Annotated in this window: 8 protein-coding genes; 7 read left to right on the forward strand and 1 reads right to left on the reverse strand. The window is 67.8% G+C overall.

The annotated features are described in order from the left end of the window. Positions 1-293 precede the first annotated feature (293 nt). The gene (locus ACFXOM_RS08995; RefSeq protein WP_385037478.1) at positions 294-4,142 is read right to left on the reverse strand and encodes a GH92 family glycosyl hydrolase; all 3,849 of its coding nucleotides are present in this window, start codon (positions 4,140-4,142) and stop codon (positions 294-296) included. 479 nt (positions 4,143-4,621) lie between these two features. On the opposite strand from ACFXOM_RS08995, the gene ngcE reads away from it, so the two are divergent. The 7 genes from ngcE (at position 4,622) to ACFXOM_RS09030 (ending at position 12,869) form a co-directional block, all read left to right on the forward strand. Further along, entirely contained in the window at positions 4,622-6,070 is a 1,449-nt protein-coding gene (gene ngcE / locus ACFXOM_RS09000) for an N-acetylglucosamine/diacetylchitobiose ABC transporter substrate-binding protein (protein ID WP_384933516.1), read from the forward strand. 106 nt (positions 6,071-6,176) lie between these two features. Further along, positions 6,177-7,100, forward strand: a complete 924-nt coding sequence (locus ACFXOM_RS09005) for a carbohydrate ABC transporter permease (protein WP_384933650.1) — start codon at positions 6,177-6,179, stop codon at positions 7,098-7,100. 2 nt (positions 7,101-7,102) lie between these two features. Beyond that, positions 7,103-8,020 (forward strand): carbohydrate ABC transporter permease, encoded by a 918-nt coding sequence (locus ACFXOM_RS09010; protein WP_384933513.1) that lies wholly within the window; start codon positions 7,103-7,105, stop codon positions 8,018-8,020. 159 nt (positions 8,021-8,179) lie between these two features. Beyond that, a complete protein-coding gene (locus tag ACFXOM_RS09015) occupies positions 8,180-9,379 on the forward strand; it encodes an ROK family protein (protein ID WP_384933511.1) in 1,200 nt (399 codons plus the stop codon). Between the two features lie 120 nt (positions 9,380-9,499). Further along, complete coding sequence (locus tag ACFXOM_RS09020; protein ID WP_384933508.1) at positions 9,500-10,615, forward strand: substrate-binding domain-containing protein; 1,116 nt, start codon at positions 9,500-9,502, stop codon at positions 10,613-10,615. Positions 10,616-10,788: 173 nt separating this feature from the next. Further along, the gene (locus tag ACFXOM_RS09025; protein ID WP_384933506.1) at positions 10,789-11,577 is read left to right on the forward strand and encodes an ATP-binding cassette domain-containing protein; all 789 of its coding nucleotides are present in this window, start codon (positions 10,789-10,791) and stop codon (positions 11,575-11,577) included. Next, complete coding sequence (locus ACFXOM_RS09030) at positions 11,574-12,869, forward strand: sugar ABC transporter permease (RefSeq protein WP_384933503.1); 1,296 nt, start codon at positions 11,574-11,576, stop codon at positions 12,867-12,869. The genes ACFXOM_RS09025 and ACFXOM_RS09030 overlap by 4 nt, the downstream gene beginning before the upstream one ends. Positions 12,870-13,021: the final 152 nt, after the last annotated feature.

Consider the following 13,021-nt stretch of genomic DNA (forward strand, 5'->3'; position numbering starts at 1 on the left):
GAGGTACTCGACATCACCGTGCTGGTCCCGGGGTGGGGGGAGAACACAGACACACCGGCAAAGGCGGCCGAGGGGGCGCGGCGGAGGGAAGCGGGGGTGGCCAGCTGCCTCCCCCCCTCCCCCCGCCCCCCCTCCCCCCCCCCCTGCCCTTGTTTCCCCCCGGCCGCTGCCTTTCCCGATGACCGGACCCGGCCCGTACCGGCACCACGCCACGGCCCGGTGCGTGACGCGGCGAGGCGTTGACCCGGCCGGGAACGGCAGACGCGCGGCCCGCCGCCCCGCACCGGGCACCTTCACCTCCCGGCCGCGACACCTCCCGGCCGGGCGAGCAACTCGATCTCGGCGAGCACCGCGGGTCCGGACGGCACCAGTCGGTACTGCTCGTACGTCCCCGGGTGCGCGACCGAGAAGACGCGCGTCTGGCGGTCCCAGGCGAAGGACTCCCCGGACCGCGCGTCCAGAGCGGTCCACGTGGTGCCGTCGTGCGAGCCCTGGAGAACCCATGACGTCGGAGCCTTCGCCCGCGTCGCGGACGTCAGCGTGTACTGGACGGCGCGGGTGCGGGACGGGACCGGCAGGGCCACCGGGCCCGTCAACTCCGCCTCCGTGGCCGAGGTGTCGTCGAACAGGGCCCCCGGTCCGTGGAGGGCGTCGCGCCGCGGTGTGGGCACCGCGTCGTCCTTGGTGACCGAGACCGGTGCGGCGTTCCTGCCCGTTCCCCAGCGGGAGGGCTTCGACCCCATCGCGAAGTCGAGCGTGCCGCCCCGGGCGAGGAGCGCGTGCGGCAGGGCCGTCGAGTCCCACCGCTTGCCGTTGACGCGCAGGCCCTGGACGTAGATGTTCCGGTCGCTGTTGCGCGGTGCCTTGATCACCAGGTCCCGCCCGTTCTCCAGGTGCACGGTCGCCTTGGTGAAGAGTGGCGAACCGATCGCGTACTCGCCGCTGCCCATCACCAGGGGGTAGAAGCCGAGCGCCGAGAAGAGAAACCAGGCCGACTGTTCGCCGTTGTCCTCGTCACCGTGGTAGCCCTGTCCGATCTCGCTGCCGGTGTAGAGGCGGGACAGCGCCTCGCGCACCTTCTCCTGCGTCTTCCACGGTTGCGACGCCGCGTCGTACATGTACGTGACGTGGTGGGCTACCTGGTTGGAGTGCCCGTACATCCCCATCCGCACGTCGCGCGCCTCGGTCATCTCGTGAATGACGCTGCCGTACGAGCCGACGAACTCGGGGGAGGCGGTCTCCGGAGTCGCGAAGTAGGTGTCCAGCTTCTTGCCGAGTCCGGCGCGGCCACCGTAGAGGTTGGCGAGGCCGCGGCTGTCCTGCGGGGCGGTGAACGCGTACCCGTAGCCGTTGGTCTCGGTGTAGTCGTATCCCCACACCCGGGGGTCGTACTGCGTCGACGGGACCCGCCACTCGCCCTTGGGGGTCCGTCCCTGGAAGAAGCCGGCGTCCCGGTCGAAGAGGGCGACGTAGCCCCGTGCCCGGTTGAGGAAGTAAGCGGACTCCTCCTGGTAGCGGGCCTTCTTGGTCTTCGCGTGCAGGGCGGCGGCCATCTTCGCCAGGCCGTAGTCGTTCAGGTACCCCTCCAGCGACCAGGACAGGCCCTCGTGCGTCTCGGTCGAGGCGTAGCCGACGAAGGGCGAGGTCGCCATGCCCTTGCGGCCGACCCCGCTGCCCGGCGGCACCACGGTCGCGTTCTTCAGCGCCGCCTCGTACGCCGTCTCCGCGTCGAAGCCCCGGACGCCCTTCACGTACGCGTCGGCGAAGGCGACGTCGGACGAGGTGCCCGTCATCAGGTCCGCGTAGCCGGGGGAGGACCAGCGGGAGATCCAGCCTCCGTCGCGGTACTGCTGGACGAATCCGTCCACCAGCTCGCCCGCCTTCTTGGGGGTGAGCAGTGCGTACGCGGGCCAGGTGGTCCGATAGGTGTCCCAGAAGCCGTTGTTGACGTACACCCGGCCGTCGACGACCTTCGCACCCGTACGGGTGGGGGTGTCGGGTCCGGTCTGTGACGAGAAGGGGCTCGCGTACTTCGGCTTCCCGTCAACCGTCTCGAAGCCCGAATTGGGGTAGAGGTACAGCCGGTAGAGCGAGGAGTAGAGGGTCACCAACTGGTCGTGGGTCGCTCCTTCGACCTCGACCCTGCCGAGGAGGTCGTCCCAGGCGTGCCGTGCCTTGTTCCGGATCCGGGAGAACGACGCCGAAGGCGGGACCTCGGCCGCGAGGTTCGCCTTCGCCTGGTCGACGCTGATCAGAGAGGTGGCCATGCGCAGGGTGACCGTGCGGTCATCGCCGGCGTCGAAGCGCAGGTGTCCCTTGACGCCCTGCGCGGACGACGCGGTCACCGGCGCGTCGAAGACGCCGTACACGAACAGCCGCGTCGCGCCCGTCGACTGTCCGCTCTTGACGTCCGACCAGCCGGTGAAGGAACGCGTGGCGGGATCGAGCGTGAGCCCGGCCTGGTCCGTGACGTTGTCGAAGATCACCGAGGCGTCGTCGCCCGGATAGGTGAACCGCATCATCGCGGCGTGGTCCGTGGGCGTGATCTCCGCCTTCAGGCCGTTCTCGAACGTCACGCCGTAGTAGTGCGGGCGTGCGGTCTCGTTCTCGTGGCGGAAGGGGAGGGCGCGGGCGGTGCGCGCCGTGTCCGGGGTCCCGGCGGCGGCCGACGGCATCACCTGGAAGGTCTGGCGGTCGCCCATCCATGGGCTCGGTTCGTGGCTCGCGCTGAACGCCTGGAGCGTCGGCAGGTTGTCCGCGTTGTTGCCGCGCGCGTACTCGTACAGCCAACTCAGCGAAGCGGCGTTGGTGACCGGGGTCCAGAAGTTGAACCCGTGCGGCATGGCGGTCGCCGGGAACGTGTTGCCCCGTGAGAACGAGCTGCTCGAATTGGTGCCACGGACCGTCGACACGTAGTCCGACAGGTGGGCGCGCCGCTTCTCCGGCGGTCGGGGAGCGATCCGGATGTCGTCGATCCAGCCCTGGAACGCCGCAGGGCCCTTGGGGGAGTCGTACGCCACCAGGATCCGGTCCACGGTCCTGCCCGCGGCGACTGCGCCGATCCGGGCGGCCACGTGGTTCCACTGGTTCGTGTAGAGCCGCTTTGCCATGCCCTGTCCCTGCGGCGTCAGCGGCCCGCCGTGCGAGTCCACGGCCCCGAGGTCGCTGAGGTAGGTGCCGTCCGTGAAGGCCAGGTCGACCGACACGTTCGTGGCGGCGTAGGTGAGGTCCTTGTCGGGCATCGACGGGAAGATCCGGTAGGAGAGCTCGGTGTCCCGCCGCACTGGAGTGTCGACGTCGAAGACCTTGTTGTACGCGTATGCGCGGCCGGTCCCCCGGTGCGATCCGGCGTACCTCAGGGCGCGCTGGCCGGTGAAGCCGGCACCGGCCTTCGCCGTGGGAGAGCCGGCCGGGCCGCGGTCGACCTGACTGCGCATGGACTCCGGTGCCGGTTTGTCGGAGCTGCCGTCGGAGAACTGCACGTCGGCGAGTTGGGTGAGGCCCGACGCACCGTTGTTCGCAGTGATGTCCAGCCGGTAGTGGGAGTAGGCGGCGGCCTTCGCAGCGTCGATGTCGTACGTCTTCGTCTGGAAGCGCTGTTCGAAGGCCTGGCCCTCACGACTGTCCAGGACCTTCCAGTCCTTGCCGTCCTGCGAGCCCTTCAGGGTCCAGTCCTTCGGGTCGCGTTCGGCGAAGTCGTTTGCCGAGGTGAGCGCGTACGTGACGACCTTGACCGGGGAATCGGTGTCGAACTCGACCCAACCCGACGAGGCGAACACCAGCCATTTGCTGGACGGCTGGAGGTCGACGAGGTTCTCCTTGGTCTCTCCGGCACCGGCGTTCTCGCCACTGGCGCGCAGCTCGACCACGCGGTCGGTGACGTTCCCCGGTATCCCGGACGAGAATCCTCCGTCGACACCCGACGACCGCTCCTTCCCGTCGGGTCCCGTTTCGACGGTGTTGCGCCAGTCGGGTGGTGTTTCGTCGGGTTCGAAGGAGGTGCTGAACTCGGTGGCGCGTTCGGTGGTTCGGGTGGGCAGGGCGACGGCGGCGGACGGGGCCGTAGCCAGGAGAAGAGAGGCGGCCGCCACGAGGGCGGCCGTGCGGGCGAGTCTGTGTCGAGTGCGGGGTCTGTGCCGCATGCCGAGCCTTTCCACTGCCGGAGCGATGATAGGACAACGTTGTCAAGGTGAAGCGCAGGCTCCAGTAGGGAGCCGAGTGCCGCTTGGTGTCAAGGGTGTTGACGATCGGAAAGGCAGAGAACCGGCCCGGGCGGCGAGATCGCGGCGCCCGGTGTGCGGAGGTCGTGGCTCCTTGGTGTGCGAGGTCTCAACTCGGGAAAGACTGCCGCGCAACCCTGTTTTCGATCTTGCTCCGCCGGCGGGAAGTGGACTATACCTGTCGGCGTCCGGCCCGGCGGTGCGCACGGCGGGACGGGGAACGAGGACGGCGGGCGACGGGCGATGCCGCCCGTCGCCCGGGCAGTTCCCGTTCACGGCACGGCAACCCCTGCACGACCCAGCTTCAGCAAATGACCGCGGTGGCGGGGCCCTTCGGCTCAGGCGAGAAGGACGGGCGTCCGGTGCACCGCCTGAGTCCTGGAGAAGGCGAGGACTTGAGCATGGGAACCACGTCCGCCCACACGAACGGCGGTCTCGGCCGTCGTGATCTGATCAAGCGCTCCGCGGCACTCGGCCTGGTCGGCGTTCCTGCGATGAACTTCCTGTCGGCGTGCGCGAGCGGCGGGGGAGGCGGCGGTGACAAGGTCGACAAGGGCACGGTCACCAAGCAGAACCCGCTCGGCGTCAACGGCAGTGCCCCGCTCGAGGTCGTGATCTTCGACGGCGGTTTCGGGCAGCAGTACGCGATCGACGCCGAGAAGAAGTACAACGCGGCGTTCCCCAAGGCCCCGAAGGTCACCCACAAGGCCACCCAGAAGATCCAGTCCGAACTCCAGCCGCGGTTCAACGGCGGCACCCCGCCCGACCTGATCGACAACTCCGGGGCGGAGCAGATGGACATGGGTGTCCTGGTCGGCAAGAAACAGCTCGCCGACCTCACCCCGCTGCTGGACGCCCCCTCGATCGACGACCCGAACAAGAAGGTCCGCGACACGCTCCGCCCGGGCATCGTCGAGATGGGCCAGTTCGACGGCGATCCGGTCTGGATCCTCTACTACGCCTACACCGTCTACGGCGTCTGGTACTCGCAGACCGCGCTCGACCGGCTGGACGCGCAGTACCCGGAGAGCTGGGACGAGATGCTCGCCCTGTGCGAGAAGGCGAAGAAGAAGGGCATCGCCGGCTGGACCTACGCGGGCAAGTACCCGTACTACCTCCCGTTCTCGCTCTACCCGTTCATCGCCAAGATCGGTGGTACCGAGGTCCTCGACGCCATCGACAACCTGGAGCCGAACGCCTGGAAGCACCCGGCGGTCAAGGCCGCCTTCGAGGCCTACTACGAGCTCTACCAGAAGGGGTACGTCCTCAAGGGCACCCCGGGCCTCGACCACATCCAGTCCCAGACCGCCTGGACGCAGGGCAAGGCGCTGTTCATCCCGAACGGCTCCTGGGTGGAGAACGAGGCGGCGAACACCATGCCCAAGGACTTCGACCTCGCCGTCTCCGCGCCGTCGAGCCTGGACGAGTCAGACAAGATGCCCTTCGGGACCATCTGGGCGTCCGGTGGTGAGCCCTTCGTCGTTCCGGCCAAGGCGAAGAACGTCGAAGGCGGTATGGAGCAGCTGCGCATCATGCTCGGTGAGGAGTCGTCGAGGAACTTCACCCAGCAGGTCAAGTCCCTCACGGCGTTCAACGGGGGCACCGACGGCATCGAACTGACGCCGGGACTGAAGTCCGGCGTGGCCGCCCTGGAGAAGGCCGGGACGAACGTCGTCAATCCCCGTCTCCAGGACTGGTACGTCAAGCTGCAGAAGGAGCAGATCGGCGTGGCCGGCCTGGGCGAGATGATGGCCGGCCGGCTCACCCCGGCGGAAGCCATCAGCAAGATCCAGGGCTTCGCGGACAAGGCTGCCCGGGATTCGTCCGTCAAGCACTACAAGCACCAGTGAGCCGCTGTTCCGCGGTTCCTCCCGTCACGGCCGTGGTCCCGGGGGCGACTCCCGGGACCACGTGCCACCGGTGGCGGAGCACCTCTGACGATCGGGGTCGGTGACCATGCAGCACGGCAAGTACCGCTTCATCGTGGGGTTCCTGGCGGCCCCCCTGTCGCTGTACGCCCTCTTCGTCGTCTGGCCGTTCGTCCAGTCCATCTACTACTCGTTCACGGACTGGACCGGCCTCAGCCCGGACTTCACCATGGTCGGCTTCGACAACTACGCGCGGCTGTGGAACGACGACGTCTTCTGGAAGTCCCTGCAGCACAGTCTGCTCTTCGCCCTGCTGCTGCCGCTGGCGACGATCGGTCTCGCACTGTTCTTCGCCTTCATGATCAACGTGGGTGGTCGCCACCGCGGGGGAGCTGCGGTCTCCGGAGTGCGCGGCTCCTCCTTCTACAAGATCGCCTACTTCTTCCCGCAGGTGCTGTCGATCGCGATCGTCGCACTGCTCTTCCAGTTCGCCTACAACCCCGAGAGCGGTGCCATCAACTCCGCCCTGAGGGCCTTCGGCCTCGACGACGTCCAGCCGCTCTGGCTGGGCGACCCGGACCTCGCCCTGTGGTGCGTGATGGCCGTCCTGGTCTGGTCGACGGTCGGCTTCTTCGTGGTGCTCTTCTCCGCGGGCATGGCCTCCATCCCCAAGGACTTCTACGAGGCGGCACTGCTGGACGGAGCGAGCCGGGCCACCACCTTCTTCCGGATCACGCTGCCGTTGTTGTGGGACACCATCCAGTCCGGCTGGGTCTACATGGGGATCCTGGCGCTCGGCGCCGAGTCCTTCGCAGTGGTGCAGATCATGACGACGGGACCCGGTGGGCCCGACTACTCGACCACGGTGATGGTCCTCTACGTGTACCAGTCGGCCTTCCGTGACGGCGCCGCCGCCTACGCCACGACGATCGGCGTCGCCCTGCTGGTCGTCACGCTGGCCTTCGCGGCGGCCGTGATGCGGCTGGGCCGGCGCGAACGGCTGGAGTACTGACGATGAAGACGACCGACACCTCACCCGCCGGTACCGCCGAGGTGCTGACGACCGTGGTGAAGACTGCCGCGCCGGCCGCGCCGGAGAGGCGCCGCGACGGCCGGGTCCTCAACGTCTTCTCGCACGGTGTGCTGGTCCTTTGGGCCTTCATGGTCGTCATGCCCCTGCTGTGGGCAGTGATGACCTCCTTCAAGGACGACAGTTCGATCTTCGGCTCGCCGTGGTCGTTGCCGGACCGGTTGCACTTCGAGAACTGGTCGCGCGCCTGGAGCCAGGCGCACATGAGCGACTACTTCCTCAACACGGTCCTCGTGGTGGCGGGATCGCTCGCCGGCACGCTGCTCCTCGGGTCGATGGCGGCGTACGTGCTGGCCCGCTTCGACTTCCCGGGAAACCGCTTCGTCTACTTCCTCTTCATCGGGGGCATGAGCTTCCCGATCATGCTCGCCCTGGTCCCGTTGTTCTATGTCATGAACAACATGCAGCTGCTGAACACGATCCACGGGCTGATCCTCGTCTACATCGCCTACTCGCTGCCGTTCACCGTGTTCTTCCTCACTGCTTTCTTCCGGACGCTGCCGACCTCCGTGGCCGAGGCGGCGCTGATCGACGGAGCCTCGCACACCAGGACGTTCTTCCAGGTCATGCTGCCCATGGCCAAGCCGGGCCTGATCAGCGTCGGGATCTTCAACTTCCTGGGCCAGTGGAACCAGTACATGCTGCCGACCGTGCTCAACACCGAGCCCGACAACAAGGTGCTCTCCCAGGGACTGGTCCAGCTCGCGGTGAGCCAGGGGTACAAGGGCGACTGGTCGGGCTTGTTCGCCGGTCTGGTCATGGCGATGCTCCCGGTGCTCGCGGCGTACGTGGTCTTCCAGCGCCAGGTCGTCGCGGGTCTCACCGCGGGGGCCCTGAAGTAGTCCCGCGGCACCCTGCAGGGCCCGCCGCCCGCCGGCTTCCGCCGGCGGGCGGCGGGCTGTCTCCCCCAGCCCGGCGCGCTCAGGTCTTGACGGGGAGCGGCCCTAAAGGCTCCCCTTAGAGTTCACATGTTGGAGTAAAGAGCGGGAGTGTGTGAGTCGATGGAGACTCCGGGGTCGCAGACATCTCTGCATCGGGCCAATCTCGAGCGGGTCGTGCGCGCCGTGCGCATGGCCGGCTCGCTCACCCAGGCGGAGATCGCCAGGACCACCGGCCTCTCCGCGGCCACGGTCTCCAACATCGTTCGGGAACTGAAGGACGGTGGAACCGTTGAGGTCACGCCCACGTCGGCGGGCGGTCGACGGGCCCGGAGCGTCTCGCTCAGCGGGGACGCCGGCATCGTCATCGGCGTCGACTTCGGGCACACCCACCTGCGCGTCGCCGTCGGCAACCTGGCCCACCAGGTGCTCGCAGAGGAGTCCGAGCCGCTCGATGTCGATGCCTCTTCCGCACAGGGCTTCGACCGCGCGGAACAGCTGGTCAAACGGCTGATCGAGAGCATCGGGATCGGCTCGGACAAGATCGTCGGCGTGGGCCTGGGCGTTCCCGGGCCGATCGACGTGGAGTCCGGGACACTCGGGTCCACCGCGATCCTGCCGGGCTGGAGCGGCACCAACCCCCGTGAGGAGCTCTCGGCCCGGCTCGGGGTTCCGGTGTACGTCGACAACGACGCGAACCTCGGCGCTCTGGGCGAGCTGGTGTGGGGGAGCGGTCGCGGGGTCAAGGACCTCGCCTACATCAAGGTCGCGAGCGGTGTCGGCGCCGGTCTGGTCATAGAGGGACAGATCTACCGGGGGCCGGGTGGTACGGCCGGGGAGATCGGGCACATCACGCTGGACGAGTCGGGTCCCGTGTGTCGCTGCGGTAACCGTGGCTGCCTGGAGACCTTCGCCGCCGCGCGGTACGTCCTGCCCCTGCTGCAGCCCAGCCACGGTCCGGATCTGACCATGGAGCGGGTGGTGCAGCTGGCGCGTGAGGGCGACCCCGGCTGCCGCCGGGTGATCGCCGATGTGGGTCGCCACATCGGGAGCGGCGTGGCCAATCTGTGCAATCTACTCAATCCCAGCCGCGTGGTGCTAGGCGGAAATCTGGCCGAAGCGGGAGAATTGGTACTTGCGCCGATTCGAGAATCGGTCTCCAGGTACGCGATCCCCAGCGCGGCCCGCCAGCTCTCCGTCCTTCCCGGGGCGCTGGGCGGTCGTGCCGAGGTGTTGGGGGCGCTGGCACTCGTACTCAGCGAAATGGGCGATTCGACACTTCTGGACAGTTCGGTTCCGGCCGGGGCGCCTGCCTTCACTTAGATAACGAATGGCACCGTTGTCATCTCGTTAAGGATTTACTCCTTGACGCTGGCGTTGCGGCCGAGTTGACTTCCAGCCACCTCGGCCGCAAGGACGCGGCCTCGTCAGGGAGGTTTCTGAATGAACACGCAGATGCGTCGTGCCGCCGTGGCCGTGGCCGCAACCGCTATGGCCGTTTCCCTCGCCGCCTGTGGCAGCGCCAAGGAGTCCGGCGAGAACGCGAGCGCCTCGGGTGGTGCCAAGAAGGGTGACGACCTGAAGATCGGTCTCCTTCTTCCCGAGAACCAGACCGCTCGCTACGAGAAGTTCGACAAGCCGCTCATCGAGAAGAAGATCAGCGAGCTCACCGGTGGCAAGGCCGAGGTCGTCTACGCGAACGCCAAGCAGGACGCGACGCTGCAGACCCAGCAGGTCGACACGATGATCACCAACAAGGTCGACGCGCTGATCGTCGACGCGGTGGACTCCAAGGCCATAGCGGGCAGTGTGAAGAAGGCCAAGGACGCCGGCATCCCGGTCGTCGCCTTCGACCGCCTCGCCGAGGGGCCGATCGACGCCTACACCTCCTTCGACAACGAAGAGGTCGGCCACGTCCAGGGCAAGGCGCTCCTCGCCGCCCTGGGTGCCAAGGCCAAGGACGGCCAGATCGTGATGATGAACGGCGCGATCACCGACCCGAACGCCGCCCTCTTCAAGAAGGGCGCGCACGCCGAGCTCGACGGCAAGGTGAACATCGGCAAGGAGTACGACACCAAGGAGTGGAAGCCGGAGAACGCCAACTCCAACATGGAGGCCGCGATCTCGGCGCTCGGCAAGGACAAGATCGTCGGCGTCTACTCGGCCAACGACGGCATGGCGGGCGGCATCATCACCGCCCTGAAGTCCGGTGGTTTCGCCAAGCTCCCGCCGGTCACCGGTCAGGACGCGGAGCTCGCCGGCGTGCAGCGCATCGTCGCGGGTGAGCAGTTCATGAGCGTCTACAAGCCGTACGCGCCGGAGGCAGCCGCCGCCGCGGAGATGGCCGTGAAGCTCGCCAAGGGCGAGAAGCTCGACTCCGTCGCCACGGCGAAGGTCGACAGCCCCACGACCAAGGGCGTCCCGTCTGTGCTCGTCCCGGTGGTCTCGCTGACCAAGGACAACATCAAGGACACGGTCGTCAAGGACGGTGTGTACACGATCGCCGAGATCTGCACCGCGAAGTACAAGGCCGCCTGTGACGCGCTCGGCCTGAAGTAGGTCGGTCGGTCCGGCGAGGACCGCCCCCGGAGCCTGTCCGGCGCCCTGCCCCAGTCCAGCCCCGCTATCGGGGCGGGGCGCCGGACAGAAACGCTTCTCCCCTTGTTTTCGGTTCTGCTCAACCTCCGCGCCCTCCCCGGCGCGGCATCCCCGCCGGTCAGGCGGCGAAGGAGATGGTTCACGTGTCCGCTACGCCCGTGCTGGCGTTGCGCGGGGTCTCCAAGCGGTTCGGTGCCGTTCAGGCGCTCACCGACGTAGAGCTTGAGGTCCACGGCGGCGAGGTGGTCGCTCTCGTAGGCGACAACGGCGCCGGAAAGTCCACGCTGGTCAAGACGATCGCCGGCGTGCACCCCATCGATGAGGGCGTCATCGAGTGGGAAGGCAAGTCCGTATCGATCAGCAAGCCGCACGACGCCCAGAACCTGGGCATCGCGACCGTCTACCAGGACCTCGCGCTGTGCGACAACATCGACGTGGTCGGAAACCTCTACCTCGGCCGGGAGCTCCGCAAGCGCGGCGTCCTCAACGAGGTCGAGATGGAGCGACGCTCCCGCGAACTGCTCAGCACCCTGTCGATCCGCATCCCCAGCGTCCGCATTCCGATCGCCTCGCTCTCCGGCGGTCAGCGGCAGACCGTGGCCATCGCCCGCTCCATGCTGGGCGAGCCCAAGCTCGTCATCCTCGACGAGCCCACGGCCGCTCTCGGCGTCGAGCAGACCGCCCAGGTCCTCGACCTGGTCGAGCGGCTGCGCGAGCGCGGCCACGCGGTCATCCTCATCAGCCACAACATGGCCGACGTGAAGGCCGTCGCGGACAAGGTGGCCGTGCTCCGGCTGGGCCGGAACAACGGCGTCTTCGACGTCAAGTCCACCTCGCAGGAAGAGATCATCTCCGCCATCACCGGCGCCACGGACAACGCCGTGACCCGTCGCGCGGCGCGCACCTCGGAGGGGCAGAAGTGAGCATCGACAAGACTTCGGCACCTGTCGACGGCGAGCACGAGGTGGTGAACCCCGACGCCGCCCACGACGCGGTCACCGCGGTCGACCCGCGTCTGCTGGTCCGGGAGCAGGGCATCGCCGGCTACATCTCCGAGTTCAAGCGGAAGCTGCACGCCGGTGACCTGGGCTCGATCCCGGTCGTCATCGGCCTGGTCATCATCTGCGCGATCTTCCAGAGCCTGAACTCGCAGTTCCTCTCCGCGCAGAACCTCAGCAACATTGCCGTCACGATGGTGGCCACCGGCATGATGGCCGTCGGCATCATCTTCGTGCTGCTGCTCGGTGAGATCGACCTGTCGGTCGGCTCCGTCAGCGGTGTCTCCGGCGCGATCGTCGCCGTGCTCACGGTCACCCACGGCATGAACGAGTGGCTTGCCGTTGTCGTGGCGCTGGCGAGCGGTGCCGCCATCGGCGCCGTCCACGGCTTCTTCTTCGCCAGGATCGGCGCTCCCGCGTTCGCCGTCACCCTGGCGGGTCTGCTCTTCTGGCTGGGCTTCATGCTCCAGCTCCTCGGTGACCAGGGCACCATCAACCTGGACGGCGAGGGCGTCGTCGGCAAGCTGACCACCTACTACTTCTCCGACGTGGCGGCCGCCTACGGCCTCGCCGCGGTCGCGGTCGCGGTCTTCTTCCTGACCTCGTACTTCGACAATCGCCGACGCGAGGCTGTCGGCATCCCCTCCCGACCGGTTTCGGACATCGTGTTCCGCACGGTCCTCCTGGCCGTCGTCTCCTTCGCCGCGGCGTTCATGTTCAACCAGTACAAGGGCCTGCCCCTGGCCCTGGTGCTGTTCCTGGCCGTGCTGGTGATCACGGACTTCGTGCTGCGGCGCACCCCGTACGGTCGCAAGATCTTCGCGCTCGGCGGCAGCGTCGAGGCCTCCCGTCGCGCCGGTATCAATGTCACGGCGGTGCGGGTCTCCGTCTTCGCGCTCGCCGGCTTCTTCGCGGCCGTCGGCGGTCTGTTCTGGGCCTCCAAGATCGCTGCTGCCAACCAGAGCGCCGGAGCCGGCGATCTTCTGATGAACGTCATCGCGGCGGCCGTCATCGGTGGTACCAGCCTCTTCGGCGGCCGGGGCCGGACCTGGAACGCGCTGCTCGGCGTGATGGTGATCGTCTCCATCCAGTACGGCCTCGCACTGGAAGGCATCGCCACCCCGATCCAGTACATGATCACCGGTGGTGTGCTCCTCGCCACCGTCGTGATCGACTCCGTCACCCGCAAGACGCAGAAGACCGCAGGTCGCGCGTAAGAGGACGAACAACCAGTGCCCGGCGCCGGTCCCCGGCGCCGGGCACTGCCGTGTGCCACCCCGCCTTGCTCCGGACGCGTGACGCACAACCCACCGCCCGCTGACAGCCGTCGCGGGCGGAACATTAGACTCGGCGAATCGGCAAGCTCGAC

The organism is Streptomyces sp. NPDC059169 (assembly GCF_042755225.1).
Lineage (GTDB): Bacteria > Actinomycetota > Actinomycetes > Streptomycetales > Streptomycetaceae > Streptomyces.